At 54.8% G+C, this 20,107-nt stretch carries 29 protein-coding genes and 3 pseudogenes; 29 read left to right on the top strand and 3 right to left on the bottom strand.

Translation table 11 applies throughout. The features are described 5' to 3' along the window. Position 1 precedes the first annotated feature (1 nt). The 26 genes and pseudogenes from NXS98_RS07545 (at position 2) to NXS98_RS07430 (ending at position 13,925) form a co-directional block, all read left to right on the top strand. Positions 2–211: a hypothetical protein gene (locus NXS98_RS07545; RefSeq protein WP_283847863.1), complete on the top strand. Its 210-nt coding sequence runs from the start codon at positions 2–4 to the stop codon at positions 209–211. Then, complete coding sequence (locus tag NXS98_RS07540) at positions 172–477, top strand: hypothetical protein (RefSeq protein ID WP_283847862.1); 306 nt, start codon at positions 172–174, stop codon at positions 475–477. Before NXS98_RS07545 ends, NXS98_RS07540 begins: the two co-directional genes overlap by 40 nt. Then, positions 474–761 (top strand): hypothetical protein, encoded by a 288-nt coding sequence (locus NXS98_RS07535; protein ID WP_283847861.1) that lies wholly within the window; start codon positions 474–476, stop codon positions 759–761. Before NXS98_RS07540 ends, NXS98_RS07535 begins: the two co-directional genes overlap by 4 nt. Continuing rightward, on the top strand, positions 758–1,027 hold the full coding sequence (locus NXS98_RS07530) for a hypothetical protein (RefSeq protein WP_283847860.1): 270 nt from the start codon (positions 758–760) through the stop codon (positions 1,025–1,027). Before NXS98_RS07535 ends, NXS98_RS07530 begins: the two co-directional genes overlap by 4 nt. Next, complete coding sequence (locus NXS98_RS07525) at positions 1,012–1,233, top strand: RHS repeat-associated core domain-containing protein (protein WP_283847859.1); 222 nt, start codon at positions 1,012–1,014, stop codon at positions 1,231–1,233. Before NXS98_RS07530 ends, NXS98_RS07525 begins: the two co-directional genes overlap by 16 nt. Beyond that, positions 1,230–1,697: a hypothetical protein gene (locus NXS98_RS07520; protein ID WP_283847858.1), complete on the top strand. Its 468-nt coding sequence runs from the start codon at positions 1,230–1,232 to the stop codon at positions 1,695–1,697. Before NXS98_RS07525 ends, NXS98_RS07520 begins: the two co-directional genes overlap by 4 nt. A 1,112-nt stretch (positions 1,698–2,809) precedes the next feature. After that, positions 2,810–3,151, top strand: coding sequence for an RHS repeat-associated core domain-containing protein (locus tag NXS98_RS07515; protein ID WP_283847857.1), 342 nt, complete (start codon positions 2,810–2,812; stop codon positions 3,149–3,151). A gap of 49 nt (positions 3,152–3,200) precedes the next feature. After that, positions 3,201–3,575, top strand: coding sequence for a DUF4258 domain-containing protein (locus tag NXS98_RS07510; protein WP_283847856.1), 375 nt, complete (start codon positions 3,201–3,203; stop codon positions 3,573–3,575). Positions 3,576–4,296: 721 nt separating this feature from the next. Beyond that, positions 4,297–4,869, top strand: coding sequence for a Pumilio-family RNA binding repeat-containing protein (locus NXS98_RS07505; protein WP_283847855.1), 573 nt, complete (start codon positions 4,297–4,299; stop codon positions 4,867–4,869). 808 nt (positions 4,870–5,677) lie between these two features. After that, complete coding sequence (locus NXS98_RS07500; protein WP_283847854.1) at positions 5,678–5,983, top strand: hypothetical protein; 306 nt, start codon at positions 5,678–5,680, stop codon at positions 5,981–5,983. A 135-nt stretch (positions 5,984–6,118) separates the two neighbouring features. Beyond that, positions 6,119–6,472 carry a hypothetical protein gene (locus NXS98_RS07495; RefSeq protein ID WP_283847853.1) on the top strand — a complete coding sequence of 118 codons (354 nt, stop codon included), beginning with the start codon at positions 6,119–6,121 and terminating at the stop codon, positions 6,470–6,472. A gap of 114 nt (positions 6,473–6,586) precedes the next feature. Beyond that, a complete protein-coding gene (locus NXS98_RS07490) occupies positions 6,587–7,141 on the top strand; it encodes a hypothetical protein (protein WP_283847852.1) in 555 nt (184 codons plus the stop codon). Continuing rightward, a complete protein-coding gene (locus tag NXS98_RS07485; RefSeq protein ID WP_283847851.1) occupies positions 7,138–7,506 on the top strand; it encodes a hypothetical protein in 369 nt (122 codons plus the stop codon). The genes NXS98_RS07490 and NXS98_RS07485 overlap by 4 nt, the downstream gene beginning before the upstream one ends. After that, positions 7,503–7,988: a hypothetical protein gene (locus NXS98_RS07480; protein WP_283847850.1), complete on the top strand. Its 486-nt coding sequence runs from the start codon at positions 7,503–7,505 to the stop codon at positions 7,986–7,988. The genes NXS98_RS07485 and NXS98_RS07480 overlap by 4 nt, the downstream gene beginning before the upstream one ends. A 474-nt stretch (positions 7,989–8,462) precedes the next feature. Beyond that, positions 8,463–8,729, top strand: coding sequence for an RHS repeat-associated core domain-containing protein (locus NXS98_RS07475; RefSeq protein WP_283847849.1), 267 nt, complete (start codon positions 8,463–8,465; stop codon positions 8,727–8,729). A 65-nt stretch (positions 8,730–8,794) separates the two neighbouring features. Next, a complete protein-coding gene (locus tag NXS98_RS07470; RefSeq protein WP_283847848.1) occupies positions 8,795–9,211 on the top strand; it encodes a hypothetical protein in 417 nt (138 codons plus the stop codon). 228 nt (positions 9,212–9,439) lie between these two features. Beyond that, positions 9,440–9,904 (top strand): hypothetical protein, encoded by a 465-nt coding sequence (locus tag NXS98_RS07465; RefSeq protein WP_283847847.1) that lies wholly within the window; start codon positions 9,440–9,442, stop codon positions 9,902–9,904. Positions 9,905–10,041: 137 nt separating this feature from the next. Beyond that, positions 10,042–10,311 carry a hypothetical protein gene (locus NXS98_RS07460; protein WP_283847846.1) on the top strand — a complete coding sequence of 90 codons (270 nt, stop codon included), beginning with the start codon at positions 10,042–10,044 and terminating at the stop codon, positions 10,309–10,311. Beyond that, the gene (locus tag NXS98_RS07455; RefSeq protein ID WP_283847845.1) at positions 10,287–10,460 is read left to right on the top strand and encodes a hypothetical protein; all 174 of its coding nucleotides are present in this window, start codon (positions 10,287–10,289) and stop codon (positions 10,458–10,460) included. The genes NXS98_RS07460 and NXS98_RS07455 overlap by 25 nt, the downstream gene beginning before the upstream one ends. Continuing rightward, positions 10,393–10,602: pseudogene (locus NXS98_RS17965) on the top strand (hypothetical protein); the annotation flags it as partial. The gene NXS98_RS07455 and the pseudogene NXS98_RS17965, both read left to right, overlap by 68 nt. A 458-nt stretch (positions 10,603–11,060) precedes the next feature. Further along, positions 11,061–11,405 (top strand): hypothetical protein, encoded by a 345-nt coding sequence (locus NXS98_RS07450; protein ID WP_283847844.1) that lies wholly within the window; start codon positions 11,061–11,063, stop codon positions 11,403–11,405. 2 nt (positions 11,406–11,407) lie between these two features. Beyond that, a complete protein-coding gene (locus tag NXS98_RS07445; RefSeq protein ID WP_283847843.1) occupies positions 11,408–11,869 on the top strand; it encodes a hypothetical protein in 462 nt (153 codons plus the stop codon). 429 nt (positions 11,870–12,298) lie between these two features. Further along, a pseudogene (locus tag NXS98_RS17960) lies at positions 12,299–12,382 on the top strand (hypothetical protein); the annotation flags it as partial. 137 nt (positions 12,383–12,519) lie between these two features. After that, positions 12,520–12,816 (top strand): annotated as a pseudogene (locus NXS98_RS17955) (DUF6973 domain-containing protein); the annotation flags it as partial. Between the two features lie 13 nt (positions 12,817–12,829). Next, positions 12,830–13,573 (top strand): hypothetical protein, encoded by a 744-nt coding sequence (locus NXS98_RS07435; RefSeq protein ID WP_283847841.1) that lies wholly within the window; start codon positions 12,830–12,832, stop codon positions 13,571–13,573. A gap of 184 nt (positions 13,574–13,757) precedes the next feature. After that, positions 13,758–13,925, top strand: a complete 168-nt coding sequence (locus NXS98_RS07430; protein ID WP_283847840.1) for a hypothetical protein — start codon at positions 13,758–13,760, stop codon at positions 13,923–13,925. 85 nt (positions 13,926–14,010) lie between these two features. On the opposite strand, the gene NXS98_RS07425 is transcribed toward NXS98_RS07430, so the two are convergent. The 3 genes from NXS98_RS07425 to NXS98_RS07415 all read right to left on the bottom strand — a co-directional run bounded on the left by NXS98_RS07425 (position 14,011) and on the right by NXS98_RS07415 (position 15,253). Further along, a complete protein-coding gene (locus NXS98_RS07425; protein ID WP_283847839.1) occupies positions 14,011–14,334 on the bottom strand; it encodes a DUF4143 domain-containing protein in 324 nt (107 codons plus the stop codon). Next, the gene (locus NXS98_RS07420) at positions 14,331–14,588 is read right to left on the bottom strand and encodes a DUF8612 domain-containing protein (protein ID WP_283847838.1); all 258 of its coding nucleotides are present in this window, start codon (positions 14,586–14,588) and stop codon (positions 14,331–14,333) included. The genes NXS98_RS07425 and NXS98_RS07420 overlap by 4 nt, the downstream gene beginning before the upstream one ends. Positions 14,589–14,725: 137 nt before the next feature. Then, positions 14,726–15,253, bottom strand: a complete 528-nt coding sequence (locus tag NXS98_RS07415) for an AAA family ATPase (protein ID WP_283847837.1) — start codon at positions 15,251–15,253, stop codon at positions 14,726–14,728. An 872-nt stretch (positions 15,254–16,125) separates the two neighbouring features. Here NXS98_RS07415 and NXS98_RS07410 point away from each other — a divergent pair. The 3 genes from NXS98_RS07410 (at position 16,126) to NXS98_RS07400 (ending at position 19,793) form a co-directional block, all read left to right on the top strand. Beyond that, positions 16,126–17,052: an RHS repeat-associated core domain-containing protein gene (locus NXS98_RS07410; protein WP_283847836.1), complete on the top strand. Its 927-nt coding sequence runs from the start codon at positions 16,126–16,128 to the stop codon at positions 17,050–17,052. 1,366 nt (positions 17,053–18,418) lie between these two features. Then, on the top strand, positions 18,419–18,949 hold the full coding sequence (locus NXS98_RS07405; protein ID WP_283847835.1) for a hypothetical protein: 531 nt from the start codon (positions 18,419–18,421) through the stop codon (positions 18,947–18,949). Positions 18,950–19,532: 583 nt separating this feature from the next. Next, a complete protein-coding gene (locus tag NXS98_RS07400) occupies positions 19,533–19,793 on the top strand; it encodes a hypothetical protein (RefSeq protein ID WP_283847834.1) in 261 nt (86 codons plus the stop codon). The last annotated feature ends 314 nt before the right edge of the window (positions 19,794–20,107 follow it).

The raw sequence follows: 20,107 nt of genomic DNA, 5'->3' as shown, positions 1-20,107 counted from the left end.
TGTGGAGTGGAAGTCCGGGGCGAGTCCCCGCATCACCCACATGCGCCGGTACGACCGATTGCAGCGGCTGGTGGAGGTGGTCAACGCGCCGCCTCCCGGGCAGGTGGCGGCCACCTTTTTGTACGGGTACAACCTGGCGAACCAGCGGACGGCGGTGACGAACACCGGGGGATGCGGTGGGAATATCAATATGATTACCTGGGGCAGTTGACCAACGCGGCGCGGCGGTGGAGCGACGGGAGCCTGGTGGCCGGGCAGCAGTTTGGATACCTGTTTGATGAGGTGGGAAATCGACGGCGGACGGTGCGGGACGGGCGGGCGGGGGCGCAGGCGGTGAACCTGCTCAACCAGGTGACGGGGCGGGAGAATCCGGGTTTTGTGAACATTTTGGGCAGCGCCCACAGCGCGGCGACGGTGACGGTGAACCACCAGGTGGCGGAGCGGAAGGGGAGTATTTCCGCAAGGAACTCTATGTGACCAACGCGGGAGGGCCGGTGTGGCTGGCGGTGACGAATATAGCGGTGTTGAACCAGCCGACGAACGACTTGCTGCGCACCCACATTGGACGCCTGTTTGTGCCGCCGTACAGCGAGAGCCTGCAATATGATGCGGACGGGAACCTGACGAGCGACGGGCAATGGTCATACACGTGGGACGCGGAGAACCGGTTGGTGGCGCAGGAGACGTTGCCGGCGGCGTACAACGCCGGGCGCCGCGGCAGAAACTGGTGTACGGGTACGACTGGATGGGTCGGCGGGTGAGCAAAGTGGTGAGCAACTACGTGTCGGGGGCATGGGTGCTGGGCTATGGCCAGCGGTTTGTCTATGACGGGTGGAACCTGGTGGCGATACTGGATGCTGCCAGTTCGGCGCGTTTGCTGACCTTTGTTTGGGGCGATGACCTGTCGGGCACGCGGCAGGGGGCGGGGGTGTTGGGGGTCTTTTGGCGGTGGTGGTGCACAGCGGGACCAATGCGGGAACGTATTTTCCGGCGTATGACGGGAATGGGAACGTGGTGGGGCTGGTGAACGGGGCGACGGGAGCGTGGGCGGCGGAGTATGAGTATGGGCCGTTTGGGGAGCCGATACGGGCCACCGGGCCGGTGGCGTTGGTGAATCCTTTCCGGTTTTCGACCAAGTATTGCGATGACGAGACAGGGCAGTACTACTACGGCTACCGCTACTACTCCCCATTGGCGGTAGATGGCTTAGTAGGGATCCAATTGGAGAAATGAGCAAACAGACTTCCAATAGCGTTTTTGTTATGACAAACATGGCGTTTGTCATCTTTGAATGGAATCTAAATATCTATGGATTTATTAGGAATGACCCCATAAGAAAGCACGATTATCTTGGATTAAGCGAGCGTGATGTCCACAATATTGTTACAAACTTTCTGCGTGGTGTTATGGAAATGTGTGAGGAAGAATATCGGTGTGATAATCGGTTTAAAAACAACCTTCTTTCATATAGCCCATGGCATAAGAATTACGCGTGTAACGATCAAGCGGATTGGATGGCGACAAGGTTAGCCTGCCAGAAATATGATGCTTCTTGGACTTTTAGTATTGTTGGGAGAGAAGATTTGCCACACACATGGGTGGTGCTTCCGGGTAATTTCAGCATTAGTTTAGCTCACGGGATTAGGTCTCCTCATTATTGGGGGAAGCAATATCCGATGACCCGAATGATCCCATAATTAATTTGATCCCTGGTATGGATTATTGTATCTTTTATTGGGACCGTGTAGAGATACACCGCATTCAATGTGAGCCTTACTTATATGAAAGAAAATTAATCAAGCGAGTGTCACTTTGGGAGCGCATGTGGGATTCTTTGATCTACGATGTGGTTAACGTTAGAATTAATCTGCTAGGACTCTGGGAGGACTAATGAATCGACCTAATGCGATCAATATTATTGTGATATTCCTTTTGGGGGCATCTAATTCTTTGCTTCATTGGTATGGGGGCATGGTTGGGGGGCAAAGTAAAAGTTTAATTTACCAAAAATCGACGAACACCAAGATATAAACAAGTTAAAAAATTATGCAAGAATAAAAATTGGTTCCTTGGTATCATCTTACAATGGCTGTAGAAGTGGACTTCATATGTCCATGGTTTTGTCAGCCCTTTCTATAATGCTTTTGTCATATAACATGATATACCTAAGGAAAAGGAATCTTCGCGAAAAACGGGATAAGTAATCTGAAATCGATGCTTTTAACCTTTACCAAGTTTGACAGGCTATCGAAAACGGCTTGTATTGGAAAATCGCTTCTAGCAGGCTGTTGAAAAAGGTGTGTTTTGGAAAATCGACCCTCGAAATCATTGAGGTTTTTGCATGTTATTTTATCTGAGAATGACTTTTTCAACACCCTGCTAATTGTCAGCGGGGAGGGATTGATATTTTGAAAACCATGCGCCGTGATGAGCCATTGAGGCGGGGGCCAGGCCAAGGCTGTGGCTGACGGTGTGGTTGTGGGCCTTGCTGTGCTTGGGCCTGGTATTGGGCGGGGGCGGGGTGGTTTGGGCGCATGTGCCAAAGGAGGGGGTGCTTTGGTTTCGAGGGTTTTTCCAACGGGACTGGCACAGGCTGTTGGTCTCGGGGAGCACACGTCTCCGGCGTGTACTCTTCAGCGTCTCGCCGAAGGGAACTGTTCACTCAACGCCTCGCAGGGGCCACCGGGCCGGTGGCGTTAGTGAATCCGTTCCGGTTTTCGACGAAGTATTGCGATGACGAGACGGGGCAGTACTACTACGGCTACCGCTATTACTCCCCGCCCAGGGCCGCTGGCTTAGCCGCGACCCGTTGCACGAGACCGGTGGCCTCCACCTCTACGCCTTCTGCGGGAATGATCCAGTGGATTATGTGGACCCGCTGGGCTTGGAGGTTGGGGATTGGTGGAATCTTTGGACATGGATAGCCCCCAGCTTTGCTGAATTGGAGGGTAAGAAGCGGTTGGACGAGTGGGCGAAGACCCAACCCCACAATAAGGAAACCAAGTTTAGGGATTACGAGGATGCCCTGAACCAACTCAAGGATGAGGAAGATGCCAGCGGGATGGCCGCGGCATTTGCACAGGGAAGGCTCGGCGTGCGGACGTTGAGGGCGACCGTCAAATGGCCTGTGATCTGGCGGAACTTTATTTAAACAGCCCCACGCCGCCGGTGGGGGCGGCGGGAGCGGTGGTGGTTAAAGGGTGGCCACCACGAGCGGAAAGAGCAGTGTGTGGCAGCGTTTGTTGAGCTTTTTCAAGAGGAAGAAGTGCGCCGCAGAGGGGATACCGGCAACAACACCTGTTGGCAGTCGAGGTAGTCGTCTCGCGGTCGTTGATGGAACAAATCCAGGAGGATCGATTGCAGGAAGGAACTTCTCGGGACATGCATTTGACCGGATGCAATCCCAAGGCATTCCGCCGTCGGTTGTTGAGAATACGATAGAAAATGGCCAAAAATATTCGGGTAAAGTTCCAGGAACAACGGCACATTATGACGTTGTGAACGACGTGACAGTTATTACAGACACCGCCTCCGGTACTGTTGTCACTGTCGTTTATGGTCGCATCAAACAATGAGGAATGAGTATGGCAGACACTGACCACGATTACGATTTACGACAGGTTGACCTAATGGAGTCGCAGATCTTACGGTTTGAAGCGGGGAAATTTCTCTGGGCCAATTGATCAGCAATCTCGATTCCCTGTTGTTGTGTTTGAAAACAGTGGATCAAGATTGGAAAGATTCATTCAAGAGTGAATGGGGGACACTTGAGCAAGTTTACGCCGTGGCCTTATACCGCAAACAGATGTCATTGCCTCCTGACCAAGAAAAGCTGATACATGAAGCACTCGGCAATCTAAAAGCTAATTCTAAGGAGAAAGAGAGGTTTGTTGGAAAAGGGCGTCTAGTTTCTCGTCGGAGTGAACGGCCTTGCCCCGTTTCAATGGACAGAGGGAGTGGGGCTTGATATGATGCAAACCATGCGCCGTGATGAGCTATTGAGGCAGAAGGCCATGCTAGAGCTGTGGCTGAGGGTGTGGCTATGGCTGTGGCTGGGCGTCGTTTGGTGCGGGGGCGGGGTGGCTTGGGCACATGTGCTGCAGGAGGGGTGCTTTGGTTTCGAGGGTTTTTCCAACGGGACTGGCACAGGCTGTTGGTCTCGGGAGCACACGTCCCGCTGTAGCGGGATGTCCCTTCGGCGTCTCGCCGAAGGGAACAGTTCACTCAACGCCTCGCATAGGTCCAACGGGCCGGTGGCGTTAGTGAATCCGTTCCGGTTTTCGACCAAGTATTGCGATGAGGAGACGGGGCAGTACTACTACGGCTACCGGTACTACTCCCCGCCCAAGGCCGCTGGCTAAGCCGGGACCCGTTGCACGAGGCCGGCGGCCTCTCCTCTACGCCTTCTGCGGGAATGATTCCGTCAATTACTTCGATATTGTAGGTCTAGTATTAAAAATAGATGAGAATGCTCCTCCGGAGTTTAGAAAAAGGGTAGGCGAACTATTAATTCAAATAAAGCTGGCTGCTCCAGCATTCAAAACGCTTCTTGACATACTTCATGCTTCTCCGCGTATGTTCAGGATTAGACCCGCCCCAGTAAACCTGGATGAGGATGACGGCGATGTTAGCGTTAACTATTGTCGGCCATTCTGGAAGATGGTTGATAAAGGGTCCATCAAACTCTCTTCAGGGGATGAGATTCCGGACTATGAAATTGCGTTTAACGGGGCCGATATATACATCAATCCTTTCAATGACTTCGCAAATTCAAAGCAACTCGGACCCGCTGTATCCTCATTATTACATGAGCTTTGGCACGCCTATGAATTTGAGGTGGGTATTGAATCGCTCGGAAAAAGAAACTAATGCCCGCACGAAGTTGCTACTTTGCGAAGAGAGGGCATGCAGAGCTGAAAACATGCTCAGGCGTGCTCTGAAAATATCGAAAGTCAGGACACACCATACTGGAAAGCCAATAGAAAACCCAACGGCGGATGTTTTAGTTCAAAAGCCGCAAAAACAATAAGGAGAATACATTATGAGATACTATATCATCATAATAGTGTTGGTGACAATATTCAGTGGTTGTAAGACAAACGACGACATGCGATTTCCTGTCGGAGCGGCAATACCAAATGTAAGCATAACAAAACTAAGTCATAAACCGTCCGAGGACTGGCTCTGGAAGCTACCCAATATTCGCATTGATGAAAGGATAGTTCAACTCTGTATAAATGATTATTTGGTATCAACTGGGCGGAAAGCTGTATGTACTAGTGTGCTTGGCGCAAGGAATAGTAATATTATATACATCATATTAACCGATGAAGAACTGCTGGATAAAGTTAAAGCATACAAATACGATAAAAAGAAAGGTCGCATATCATGCAAGTTTAATGTTCCGGTCGCATAGCTGGGTATGAGCATAAGCTATTCTATGTGGTTCGTCAAATGGCTGGCATTGTATTGTTCTGTATAAACAGCGAACGCATTTGGGGTTACAACGAAAGCCACCGCCTGCGATGGGAACGGGAATGCGGCGGGGGCCAATTATGAATACGACGCCGGGGGCGGCTGCGGGGGTGAGTTTTGGGGGTACACGGCGGTCATTTCGTACTGGCCAACGTCGTCGCTGGTGAGTAGTGTGGAGTGGCAGAGCGGGGCGAGCACGCGCATGACGCAGACACGCCGGTACGACGGATTGCAGCGGCTGGTGGAGGTGGCCAACGTGCCGCCCACCGGGCAGGTGGCGTCCGTCTTTCTGTACGGGTACAACCTGGCCAACCAGCGGGAGGCGGTGACGAACAGCGGAGGGATGCGGTGGGAATATCAATACGATTACCTGGGGCAGTTGACCAACGCGGTGCGGCGGTGGGGGATGGGAGCTTGGTGGCGGGGCAGCAGTTTGGGTATGAGTTTGATGAGATTGGGAACCGGCGGCGGACGGTGCGCGACGGGCGGGCGGGGGCGCAGGCGGTGAACCTGCTCAACCAGGTGACGGGGCGGGAGAATCCGGGTTTTGTGAACATTTTGGGCAGCGCCCACAGCGCGCGACGGTGACGGTGAACCACCAGGTGGCGGAGCGGAAGGGGAGTATTTCCGCAAGGAACTGCATGTGACCAACGCGGCGGGGGCGGTGTGGCTGGGGGTGACAAATATCGCGGTGTTGAACCAGCCGACGAATGACTTGCTGCGCACCAACTTTGGGCGCCTGTTTGTGCCGCCGTACAACGAGAGCCTGCAATATGATGCGGACGGGAATTTACAGAGCGACGGGCAGTGGAGTTATGTGTGGGATGCGGAGAATCGGTTGATTGCCCAGGAGACGGCGATGGCGGCGGTGGCGCGGGGTGCCGCGGCAGAAGCTGGTGTATGGCTACGATGGGCTGGGGCGGCGGGTGAGCAAGGTGGTGAGCAACTGGGTGAGTGGGGCGTGGGTGCTGGGGTCTGGGCAGCGGTATGTGTATGACGGGTGGAACGTGGTGGCGGTGCTGGACGCGGGGACGGCGGCGCGGTGGATGACGTTGGTGTGGGGCAATGATCTGTCGGGCACGCGGCAGGGGGCGGGGGTGTTGGGGGTCTTTTGGCGGTGGTGGTGCACAGCGGGACGAATGCGGGAACGTATTTTCCGGCGTATGACGGGAATGGGAATGTGGTGGGGTACGTGCGGGCGGCGGATGGGGTGTGGGTGGCGCAATACGAGTACGGCCCCTTTGGCGAACTCCTCCGCGCCACCGGCCCCCTGTCCCAGGCGTTCCCCACCTCTTCTCCACTAAATACCACGACTGGGAAACCGGCCTCTATTACTACGGCCACCGCTACTACTCCCCACCACCGGCCGGTGGTTGAGCAAGGATCCGATTGGAGAGGTAGGGGTCAGGATTTATACGGCTTTGTTAGCAATGCCTCAAACGGCGTAAACCTGTATGCCTTTGTTGGAAATCGTCCAATAAGTCATTTCGATTGGCTCGGTCTCTATGATCTGCAGTTTGATTGGTTAGATAAATTTACTGACGCCCAAAAGCAGAAGGTGAAGAACCTCGTAGATCAAGCTGGGGCACAGGCCCAAAGAATATCTGACGAGCTAAAAGATCTCATTCCCAGAATAAAAGCTCTCGTTTTTGCTGTCCAGACATGATTCGACAGCTTGAAGCATTGAAGAAGATAATGGACCGGTTGATTCAGGGCGTGAATTCCAAGAGTGAGAAGCTGGAAATTGAGCAGCGGAAGCTCGAGAGAGGCACCGATATGCAAATTATTGTGTCACCGGTGCCGCTTTGGGATCCCGTGCTACAGTTGAATACGTCGCCAGGCAAGCATTGGGAAGAAAAGGTAACCGCATCCTTAATGCTGCACGAGTTGACTCATATTTACGGCACTGAAGACAATGACTCCAAAGGCGAATTGCTTAATGCCCATACTATTGAAATATATCCTCCTGTTGAAGGTACTCCAGCTTTCAGGGGTCTAATCCTGAAATGTCAAAAACAGCGCCATAAATGAAGCCCACTAGCCGATGTTTGGTCTGGGGAACTGCGGTGGTCGGTATTTGCCTAGTGCTGATCGCTGTTCTAACGCATCTCGGCTATTACAAAGCCTTTGGTACAGATACGTCGATTGACACCCGCACAGGGCAGTTGCGGACGAGATGTTTCATTCTGTGGATTAACCTCCAGGAAAAGGTGAACCATTCTGAAATCTCGCGTATCATGTCGAGAGATGGCTCGTTGTCAAGCACTTCTCCAAACTGGCAACTGATGAATGCGCGTTCATGGCCAGCTCGGGTTTATCCCCATTTTCATTTTGGCAGAGCACAAGCGAGTCTTGAATTGGCGAATCGCATACTGGAATCCGGGGCGGTTCCTAAAAATAACCAGAAGAGGTTCTGCGAGGTCTTCTTAACCTATCTTGCCAAGGGAGACTTTGACGAGTTGGATGATTATCTCTGCGCAGAATTGGATAAGGTAACTACGGAAAGTAAGTAAAACCTATTACTCGCATTGCCTCGTCCCTGGTGGAGTTGCCCGGTTATGAGGGCCACCTTGGGTATAGTGGTTTGCAAAAAGTTAGGCAGTTAGTTCAACAGGACGGTGGCTCAGGAGTATCTTCTGGGGCAAGCGGCGGTGGGCGGGAAGTTGAGAGTCGGGCAGCGAGAATTGAAATTACGGGCTTGAATTGTGGCGGGGGTGATGGGATATTGGGGGCGAGTCAGCCACAGATGATGCCGGGGATAGACGCCATGGAGCGCCAAGGCGTGAAGGGGTTGCAAGGGTGTAAAGGTCTTGGGTAGCGCACGCGTCCCGCGTGCGGGTTCTATCGGCGTCCCGCCGATGGGGAGGAAAACGGGGCTTGAAGGGGGTGGTTTTGGGGGATATTGGTGGTGGGTCAGCCTGAAGATGCAAAAGAGAAGCCATGCGGGGTGATGAGGCCTTGGGGAGGCAGGTTGTGCCCTTGAGCCGATGGCGACGGTGATTTACAACGGCCCGCGGGCGGGGGTGTATTGGCCGCTGTATGACGGGAATGGGAATGTGATGGGGTACGTGCGGGCGGCGGATGGGGTGTGGGTGGCGCAATATGAGTACGGCCCCTTTGGCGAGCTCCTCCGCGCCACCGGCCCGCTGGCGCAGTCGTTCCACCACCTCTTCTCCACCAAATACCACGACTGGGAAACCAGCCTCTCTTTCTACGGCCACCGCTACTACTCCCCGCCCAAGGCCGCTGGCTGAGCCGCGATCCAATTGAGGAAAAGGGTGGGGTGAATACATTCGGATACGTGGAAAATAATCCTATCATGCGGTGGGATTATTTGGGCTATTTTGGCGGTCCAGCATGGCATCAATATTCGTCGCAAGGTGGCTGGTGTAAGGATAATCTAGTTCTGGAGTTCCTTAAGAAGGAGGATATCGGAAATGCTTGGGAGCGCTTTTGGCTTCAACCCAACGCCACCACCTATGTGAATTCGCTGGATAACGCGATTAGCCGGGTTAAAGAACTAAAAGCCTACAAAAAGCATGATTCGGAGGGCAGGTGTTGCTTTGGGCACTGCATCAAACATTTTGTAATAAGTGCCCACGGTCAACCGGGGGCTATTAATTTTATTCCTGACAGTGAGCAATATAGCGCCCTTGATAACTATGACCAGTACAAATGGAATATCCCGTCCCATTTCAGCCAAGAAACCCAGAATAGAATTCTGAAACCACTTTAAAGCAGAGTTGTTATTCAAACTGATCAATGGCATATTGTGTAAGGGGGCGAGAGTTACTCTTGTGGTATGCTTTGCCGGCAAAGGCCGATCTGGAATAGCCTTGATGAATGATCTTAGACGGCAATTCCCGAATGCGGAAACAATTGACATTTTCGAAGGGGAAGTAGGTTTTCGAGGCAATCGCATCGTGAATGTTGAGACTGGAGAAACTGTTTTGACGATCAATCCATGAAGCAGCTTAGCAAACCAATAGGCATATTAATTGCAACCTTGTTTTTGGTTTCTTGCCACCGTGGCGGTCGGCTAAGTAAAGAGCAACGAGACTACAATCGCGATATTGCTTTCCTACATGGCATTGTGCAACAAGTGCAACTCGCTTTCCTCGAAGACTATGGGCAAAAATACACGAACATCGAAAAGGCAATTCACGATTTGGAAGCGAAGCACCTATTTGATTATCTAAAAGAAATCCGAACGAACCAAAGTCTGCTATTTAATCCGGAAGTAGAAAAATGGCGTTCAGCCGGGTTAAAAGGCACACCTGATCCTGTTCAGAATGAACTTGCGATTGTCTTTACCAAAAAGTATTCATATATTGTAGTCACCAATGATGCCTTTGTAGGTATTTCATTTAGAGGCGGCATTATTCTGACTAACGCCCTTCCCAGGTGGCCTTCCGTGCGACTAGACTGAAGCAAATGCCTCTATCGGGTTTGCCTTGGTTTGATGGACACATTGTTGAGGGTGGGGAGCATGTGGAAGTGAACCTGTATTCGGATGGGTGGTGAGCGTACCGGTGGGATGCGGAGAACCGGCTGGCGTGGATGTACATGGGCAGCACAGCGGTGAACCTGGGCGCGCCGAACTTGGAGGTGCGGTTTGGGTATGACTGGATGGGGCGGCGGGTGAGCAAGGTGGTGTCGAACAAGGTGGGGACGGCGTGGCAGTTGCAAAGCCGGTGGAGATATGTGTATGATGGGTGGAACATGATCGCCGAAGTCGAAGAAGTGACGGGCGAGGTGCGCACGCATGTGTGGGGTGCTGACTTGTCGGGAACGCCGCAAGGGGCGGGGGCGTGGGTGGATTGGTGGCGACGGTGATTCTCAATGGCCCGAGGGCGGGGGTGTATTGGCCGGTGTATGACGGGAATGGGAATGTGATGGGGTACGTGCGGGCGGCGGATGGGGTGTGGGTGGCGCAATACGAGTACGGCCCCTTTGGCGAACTCCTCCGCGCCACCGGCCCCTAACGCAGGCGTTCCACCACCTCTTCTCCACCAAATACCACGACTGGGAAACCGGCCTGTACTACTACGGCTACCGTTACTACTCCCCACCCCCGCCCGGTGGCTCAACAGAGACCCCATCGAAGAAGCAGGCGGGATGAACCTGTATGGGATGGTCGGCAATGACCCGCTGAACCGGATTGACTTCCTTGGTCTTGCTGACACCGAACTCCATCACGTCAATCCTGAATGGCTGGCTCGTTACACAGCCTACGGAGCGAGAAACCAGGGTTTCTGCATCCGGCTGACAACTGACTTTCACCGCCTGAGCACCGGCTTCAATCTTGAAGCACAACTCACGCAGATTCGGAATCAGCTTCAGTCAGGTTTGATCAGCCAAGCGCAAGCCTATAACCAGGTGTTGATGGTGCATCTCCGAAACCTGCCTGCTATCATCCGCAACAACCGGGCTGCGGTCGGAATCAGTGGCGGCAGCGCGGTCGTTTTCAGAGGAACCGTTCAAGCAGGATTAGCTCAGTTTGGGTGGTTTAGTGCAGGGCGGGCCGCATTGGGGATTATGGGAGTGGGAACAGTAGCTGGGGGTGGATGGTATTTATCAGACAGATGGCTGAGGTGGGGGAGTACCGCAACTACAACCTTGAGGCGCAGTCAGAAATCGAACTTTACAACTTTCAGGCTGGCCTTGCCTCGCGGGCCGCCCAGTTGGATGGCAGTGCCATTCTTTCAGCGGCACAGGGGCTGGTCCACTGTCCGGGAGACAAAGGATCAGATTGTTCGAGGGAGTTTCAGGCAGCGTTGAACCGCAACTATTTCTTCATTCAGACGATGGGTGTGCATCAATTTGGCGTCTCGCTAAAGCAAGCCCGGGATGCTGTGGCTGAAGGGCTGTTCCTTGAGTACTTGCGGTGCGCAGAGGCCGCAGGGTGTTGTGTGCAACTCTGTGAGTAACTATGCCAGAACTTCCCGGGGGTGGTTATACTGTTGTTCTGATATGTGGCTGTGGTCTGGCCATGGTGGCATATTTTGCCTGGAAGGAGTCAAGCTTCAAACGCCACTTTCGCCGCGGCTGCCAGTTGGCTGAAAAAGGAGATTACCATGCTGCATTGTGGCATTTGCTTCTCGCCGAGAAGCGTTGGATGTTGAGACTGAGCAAACAGACAATGAAGTCGAGTGCTGAAGATTGCCGGAACCTTATGAGGGTGTTGGAATTAATTGGTGAAGCGGCTCGACATTGCTCGTTGGACATTGAGACAAGCGGGTATTGGCAAGCGGCAAATGAGATGGAGCAATTCTTTCTAAGTAAAAAGCGGTCATCAAGAAATTATCCATCGGTTTACAATCATTTTCGGGAACAGCAGAAGCGGTTTCGGGCTAACATGAAAAATATTCACTTACCTGAACCAGGGGCATAGCATTCCTTTTAACCTCCACACGATTCAGTGGGGCAGGTGGTGTCGGGCAAGGTGGGCGGGGTGTGGCAGTTGCAAAGCCGGTGGAAATATGTACATGATGGATGGAACATGATCGCCGAAGTCGAAGAAGTGACGGGCGAGGTGCACACGCACGTGTGGGGGTGGATTTGTCGGGGACGACGCACGGGGCGGGGGCGTGGGTGGTTTGGTGGCGACGGTAATTCACAATGGTCCAAATGCGGGGGTGTATTTTGCGGTGTATGACGGGAATGGGAATGTAATGGGTTACGTCCGGGCTTCTGATGGGGTCATGGTGGCCCAATACGAATACGGCCCGTTTGGTGAACTTCTTCGAGCCACTGTCTCCCTGGCCAAGGACTTCTATCATCTCTTCTCCACCAAATACTTTGACTGGGAAACCGGCCTCTCTTGCTACGGCCACCGCTACTACTCCCCACCGCCGGCAGGTGGCCATCGCGTGATCCAATCGGGGAACGCGGCGGAATCAACCTCTACGGCTTCGTAGGAAACAACCCAATCAGCCGAATTGATCCTCTCGGCTTGGACTACTACGGAGGTGGTAACGCTGACTTTAGGGAGAAATTTGCATGTTGGTGGGATTGCGGTGCTGAGAAGTCCAAAAGGCCGCCGCACTGGCCGGACAAGCATTATCAGAAACGCAAAAGCGGTTTCCTGGAATGTTGCTTCACAACGACAAGGCCGACGCTTGGCGGCATTGCTTCTGGAGTTGTGAGATGGCTAGAGCCATCGGCCAACAATGTGCAAAAGACATTGGCGACAACCACGAGAACGCTGGCGACCGAAAAGGGCAACCCAAGAACGAGAGGGAAATGGATGAACACAACAATGCGGCTGGACGCGGGTTTGCATCTCAGACTGGCATTGTGCCGACCTTTGCCAAAAGGCGCTTGATGACGGCAAACTGAAAGTTATCACGCCATGAAGTCTCCTGGAGTTTTCCTGGCCATCTCAGCGACAGTGATGGCATTTGGTTTGTTTGCCTGCGCGAAGTCTGAGAGCGGTTTGGTAAGGGCACTAGAGCGTTGGGCACAGGCCGCAACCGCAACCACGAATTCGACTGTAGCCATTTCTGCTGTGACAGATTTTGCCTGGGACAAGCTGTTTATCTTCGGCCCATACACGCCTGTTGACAGAATCCACGCTCAATTGGGGTTCAAGTGGGCTGAAGCAGAGAAGACGCACATTGATTCGTCCGACACCTTCTATCTCCTTGTCTTCGTCAAGAGCAGCAACGTGGTTCGTCATGTGAAGCTGCCGCGCACGGTCGGCGACTTCCAAGGTTTAGAATCTCAAAACGTGTTCGCGCATGGCAGCGACACGTTCAAGGTCTTGTCCACCGACGCAGGCAAGACCAGGGGTTCACTTTTTCCGCCACGCAGCAAAATCCACCCGAATCGAAATAGAGCCGGTGTGCCGCCAAAAGGTGTGAAGGATCTAGCGGCGCATAGGCCGCGCCGGAGGAAGGTCGGCCACCCGCCTGTCTGCGGGCGCGACGCACAGGCAGGCGCGTGTGCCAAAGCCCTTGTCCCGCTGTGCGGGATCGCTGCGGAATGCGTGGCGTCCAGTCCTAGAGGATTCGCTGCCGCTGGACGACGGGTTGGGGTGGACTCGGGTTGTAACGGTGTTGATGAGGATGCAAATAGGGCTACCACGACAGGGTGATGGGCGAGTCTGCCGCGGAAAAGTCAGCCGGACCACGGCGGCAACGCCACCCGCGCCGAGGCGCAGGTGGACGCCTTCGCCTACTTTGAAACCTATTACAATCGCACGCGGCTCCACCGCGCGCTTGGTGACCAATCCCTGTGGACTTTGAGACTTTGTTTTCGAATGGCAGGAGTTTGAGTATGTGTTCGACACCATTGGGAACCGGCGGGTGGAGGGGACGGGCGGGGACAACCTGGGGGTGAACCTGCGCGAGGCGGTGTACACGGTGACCCTGCTGAACCAAGCGATTGGCCGGAGCGGGCCGGCGTATGCGCCTATTCTTGGGGAGGCGGTGTCCCCGCGGTGGTGAGGGAGCGACGGAAGCGGGTTGTGACTGAAAGGGCGGCGATGGTTGCGGCCGGGGATGGGGATGGCTTGGAACGCACAACCACTGGTTACAAACAAAACCAAGGCAGGGCGGTAATTTGGTCGTGGATTTGGGCGGGGCGCGGGCAACGGCAAATAATGTAGCCGTGCTGGGCTTGTTGAGGGTGGTTCCGCAGGAAAGCCAGGAGGTGGCGGGCGTCTTGGATAACAGGATTTTCCGTCCACTTGACTTCGATGGGGCTGTAGGTGCCCCGCCATTCCAGGATAAAGTCCACTTCTGCTCCGTCCTTGGTGCGCCAATGGTGGAGCTTGCCTTCGCCCAGATATTGCAGCCGTTTCCATAATTCCAAGCCCACCCATTGCTCGAAATAGCGGCCGGGATCGGCTTTCACCAGTTCGGGGTGGGGGTCAGCCCGGCAGCGGCGTGGCGCACGCCCAGGTCGAAAAACAGAAACTTGGGGGTGGCGAGCAGGGATTTGCGCGGGCTGCGGGAGAAGGCTTCGATCCACACCCCTACAAACATGTCGGCCAGTAATTGGTAGTAACTTTTCACGGTGGGCTGGGAGACGCCGCTTTCTCTGGAAATGTGGGCAAAGTTCACCATCTGTCCCGATTCGGCGGCTGGCCAGTTGCAGAAAGCGCACAAAGGCTCCCCAGTCTTTCACCCACGCCTCGCGGCGGATTTCCTCCTCCAGATGGACAAAAGCGTAGGAGCGTAATAACTCCGGCCGGTCAGCGAGGGGGCGACCACCACCCCCGGAAGGTCACCAAAGGTGAGGCGGGTCAAGAGGTCCTCAGCAGGAAAGGGATGGGCGTGCGGGTGCCCTTGCACCCATGCGAAAGGCAGTGGGGAAACGGCGTAGGGCGGGGAGTGTCCAAGGGCGGATGTTCCACTAAGGTGAGCGGGACGAGGCGATGGTAGAAACTGCGGCCTGGCAGGAGGTTGGCCCCGATGCGGCGCAGCTTGCGTGCCGAGCTGCCGCACAACACAAAGCGCCAGCGCTCTTTGTCGCCGTCGTAGAGGTGTTGCACGGCGTCGAAAATAGTGGGCACCGTCTGGGCTTCGTCCACGAAAACAAACTGGCCTCCGGGGTTGGGTGGCAAACTGCGGCAGTCTCGCACAAAAGCACCGGGGTCGGCCAGATGCCGCATTCGCTCATGGGGATTGGCCAAGTCAATGATCAAAGCGTCGGGCGGCAGAAGGTTGCGCAGGAGGGTGGACTTGCCGGTTTGACGAGCCCCGAAGAGTAAGTGGGCATAAGGTCGGGCAAGCTTTTCCCTCAAAATTGCGGTGTACCAGCGATCAAACATAATGGGGTTTATATTTATACGAGAAATATAAAGTCAAGTTTCAACATTTTGCATCCATGCTTTTGCAGGGATTTAAGTTAAGTTGGGTCAATAAACATTTGGCAAAAACAAGGGGAATGTTTAGCATGGAAACGGCATGCTGCCGAGCATGGTTGACCGGTGGCGCGAGACGAAATAGCAGGCGAACTGGGGTCCACTGCCTTCCAGTTGGTTTGTGAGGTGCTCCAAACGGGGCAAAACGACCTCTTTCAACGCGTTGCTACCGCTGGACACCCTGAGGGCGGAATTGGCAAATACAGAGATGCACTCCCGGCAAAGGGCTGACCTTGTGCTATTGGATAGGCTGTGTGGTAAACTGCCTGCGGCTGGTGTGGGCCGGTTTATCGGTGGGGACGAAGCTCGGGCGCTGCCCAATTTTTTCAATACCCTGCGGCATTAATACGACCAGGACAAGCAGCGGTGGCGTGTTGCGCTATGAGGCGGCTCCCAGGTCAGGGGTGAATCTGCCACTCGGTTGCTGCTTTTGCCAACGGCTAATTTCATTGATTCTGAGCGCGCACCTGCGGGTGCCCCTACAAACGGCGCATGCCGTCTGCGAGGACGGAGGGAAGAAAGTCTCGGGAGCACACGTCCCGCTGTAGCGGGATGTCCCTTTGGCGTCCTGCCGAAGTGTGATGGAAACGGGGCTTGACGGGGAGGTGGTTTTGGGGGATATTGGCGGTGGGTCAGCCACAAGATGCAGGTGAATGCAGCCATAGGTACGTTGGCAATCGTGGAGGAGGGAGATTGCCTCGAAGTAAATGGTGTACAACGTGCGGCACGCACGCACGTGTGGGGGTGGATTTGTCGGGGACGACGCACGGGGCGGGGGCGTGGGTGGTTTGGTGGCAACGGTGATTCACAATGGCCCCAAGGCGGGGGTGTATTTTCCAGTGTATGACGGGAATGGGAATGTAATGGGTTACGTGCGGGCCTCTGACGGTGGCGTGGTGGCGCAATACGAATACGGCCCGTTTGGCGAGCTTCTCCGCGCCACGGGCCCCTGGCCCAGACGTTCAATCACCTCTTCTCCACCAAATACCACGATTGGGAAACTGGCCTCTCTTATTACGGCCACCGCTACTACTCCCCAACCCCGCCCGGTGGCTCTCCAGAGACCCCATCGAGGAAAAGGGGGATTGAATTTCTACGGCTACGTCGGAAACGATCCGATCAATTACATTGACTCGTTTGGATGGACCGATTGCGCGGCACTCAAAGTGGCCATTGCACGTATGTCGGATTCAATTCACAACGCGCTTCATTCCATGAGCGACATCAACCAGATGTTCGACAGTGCCCAAACCAGCGCGAAAATATCGCTTGGAATTTCCGTCGCCTTTGCTGCCCAGTCTGTGACGGGGCTGGGGAAAGCGCTGACTGCAAATGCATCCAAGACAGCACCCATTTTCACCAGTGCAACTAGAGGAACAATTCCAGTTGGTGTGTTTACTCCATCAGGCAAAGTCGCCGTAGCCGGGTCTTTTGAGTTTAATTACGCGATGTATGCAGCTAATGCAGCGCGCAATACAGGGGCGGCAGCGATTGGGGCAAAAGATATAGGCTCAACTCTTGCACTGGAAGGTGCGCAGGATGCTTCAAATACCGTGGAGCGAATCCTTGATCCTTACGGCAGATTGGCAGACGAGCAAAACGACTTGGGCGCTTCAATGTCAGCGCAAACCTATGAGACAATTAAGGGTTTGCAGGGCACATTGCGAGGAATGGTGGACGAATACCAAAGGAATTGTTGCAAGTGATGGACGAGCAATCCCAACCACGTGTCGGTCCTTTTGGCCGTTACATCATTTTCGCTGGTTCAGGCATGTTTTTCATGGCCGTATGCACATTTTTGCCGAAGTCTGCGGAGCGTATGATTGGCGAAAGAGCTTTGCCATACGTTTTTGTTGGCCTGATAGCCGCAAGCATCTTTGGCACACTCTTTTTACGACCGCTGCCCGAAGCGATTGATCATTCCAATTGGTCTTGTGGGATGGTTGCTGACGTTCCTGTTGTTGCTTTTACACAACTGGCTTTGAACCCCACGCATCGTCGAATCCCATTGCCGGCGGTCCCACACAAACGGTGTAAGGAATTTAGCGGCGCTCAGGTCGCGCGGACAGTAGGGGCCACCCGCGACTGCCGCTCTGTTCTGGCCACTGACCACGGGTCGAAGGGGCTGAGGGCTGGCCCCGATCTGGGCGACTGTGACGGTCATGATCCTGGCGCTGCCTTGCGGGACGCCACCTGACAAGGCGATGAGCCGTAAACGCCTAGATGCCCTTCATGCGGAGGTTGGAAGGCGCGGTTTTGGGGGCGTGGTCGTGGACGAGACTCTTGACGCGGGGTTAATGGAGTGGTTCAGGCAAGCGGCCCGGTGCTGGGGATGGCCGCGCCGGTCACCTGGCTTACGAGGAGGATGGTCCTTTAGCCGCAGGAACTGCCGCTGTTTGGTTGAGGATGGCCGAGATTTCAAGGGACGAACGCACATTTTTCCGACAAGGAATGATGAGGGAGACAATGTAGCGCAGGCGTCTCGCCTGCGGGTTCACGGAGCCTCACGGCTCCGTGATTGCAGAATTGCCAACGTAAAGAGGAAACGCTCGGAAACAACAAACCGTGCGTTAATCTTTCATGCGCCGTAACGCAGGCGTGCATGAATCGAAAAGTGGGAATTGGCCTGCGGGACGCAGGCATCACTCGCAGGCGAGGACGCCTACGCTACATGGGGTACGCCTTGCGCTACGACACCGCTCCTATGGCCTAGGTGAGGCAAGCCAAAAGCCGATTTGGGGGCTGGGCTTGCCCCGTTTTGATGGGGGAAGGCAGGGGAATTGACTTCCGCCAGACGCCAAAGTCAGGCTTTGCGGGACGGGACGCGTGCGCTCCGCGAGACCTCAGGTATCAGGGCGACGGAAGGGGGAATCAAGGTGAGGTTAAATCCTTAAAATTCAGGCCTCTAGCCGGTTTGGGGACACTACGTTGAATCACCGGCCGGTGGGGCCATCGGCTCCGCGACTGCTCCGGTCACTTGCCCACTACGTGCCATCAAGGAGTCGTCGTGTCTGGGGTTCGCAGTAAAAAGCCTTACTGACTTTCTTTGAACACTGAACGAAAGGATAAATTATGATTCTTTATCTGCAAACCTTGCCCTTGGAAGGGCAGCCGCCGGACGCTTGGGCTGACCCGCGCTTGTGCCACATCTTTGCTGCCTACCTCTACTGGCGGACGGTAAACCTTAACAAGGTAATTTACCGCCATCCCACCGCAGACGCCTTTCCCACCCCTCCTGATTGGCAGCCAGCCAGTGCCTTCCGAAAAGACCTTCTCCACGCACTCTGGACTGAACTGCATCATTGGGCTGAGAACTATCCCAATGGCGTGCTGGTGGCGTACCAAGCCCGGCAGCGGGTAATCCCCACGCTGCTTTTCCGGAACTTCGCCCATGACCTGCGCCTGCCGTTCCTGGACAATCCCAACCTCCCCAGTCCGATGGCCCGTTTCCTGGACTTGGCGGAAGTGTACCGTCGCCAGCAGGCGGGCCGGTCGCTGCCGCTGGCCGAGTGGTTTGGCTCCTGGGTTTCCCGCCGCCGGTGCCGGAGGGGCCGACTTTGCAGGCATTGTGGCGCAGCCAGCACGTCGGCGCCCTTGGGTTGATGCTGCAATCTGGGCAGTATTACGTGCGGGGGTGGCGGCTTTGGAGGAGGCCTGGCGAACCCATCGCTGGCCCCTTCTAGCCCCCGGGTTTTCCAGCCAGAATCAGGATGCTTCTCCACCCGCCCAGAACTGAACGCCCTTGGGGTTCACTGACATTGTGGCAAATCTAACTCAACGAAAGGATTAACCATGTATATCCATATACAAACCCTGCCCTTGGAGGGGCAGCCCGCCACGGCCTGGAACGCTCCCGGTCGAAACCAAATCTTTGCCCTCTACCTCTACGAGCCAACCGACCATAGGGTACTCATTCTTTACCGGCACCCCCTGCCTCCGGTGGGGAAGGGGGCGCGAACCTGACTCCCTTGTTGGCCGGCAGTCAGCCGGTGGGCAGTGAAGTCGAACTGCTGCAGCGCTTCTGGAACGAGGTGCACCAGCGGCTCCAAAACGACCGCCTCACCCCGCCCGTCCTTTACGATGCGTGGGGGTATGAGCCGCCTACGCTTTGGGACCGCACCCGGTCCCTCGAGATAAGCCTGCCGTTATCCCCGCCATGCCTTGACATCGATCCGGTGGGGGCTCGATGAGCCTGGCCGAGGTGTACACCGTGTGTGGCCTGTTGGAGCCGGTGCCGATGGAGCGATTGTGGGTTTCGTTGGGTTACCCGCCGCCGCCAGTACCGGAAGGGGAACCATTGCAGGTCTTGATACGGAGCCAGCACCCGAACGCCCTCCGGTTGGTTTTGCAATCGGGGCTTCATTATGTGCAAGGGCTGGAGGCGTTGGAGAAGGCCTTCAGCCTTAATCGCGGATACCTCCTCCACGCAATAGACATACTGAAATAAGCCTCTTTTCCAATCCTTACGACGTGAAAAGTCTGCCCCACGATGACGGCGCACGAAGGGCTGTGGCGTAAAGGGCACCGTGTGGCGGCATGGTAGCCGGACAGTGGGGTTGGGCCCGTGTTTTCACCGCCGGTTCCAATGGGGACACATGGTTTATTGGGTGGGGAAGATGGCTAGTCGTGGGCAGATGATAATAATCCATTCTAAATGAATGGATTAGCAAAACATATTTACGAGTAGGATAGCGAGTAGGATAGCAAGATAAGGTTAATGTTGTAACAAAAATTTTAACAGCAATACGGCAGGAGGTCTCC

This window comes from Fontisphaera persica, from assembly GCF_024832785.1.
Classification (GTDB): domain Bacteria; phylum Verrucomicrobiota; class Verrucomicrobiia; order Limisphaerales; family Fontisphaeraceae; genus Fontisphaera; species Fontisphaera persica.
Note: the sequence above shows the minus strand (reverse complement) of the source record. Positions and strands in the feature narration are given on the sequence as shown.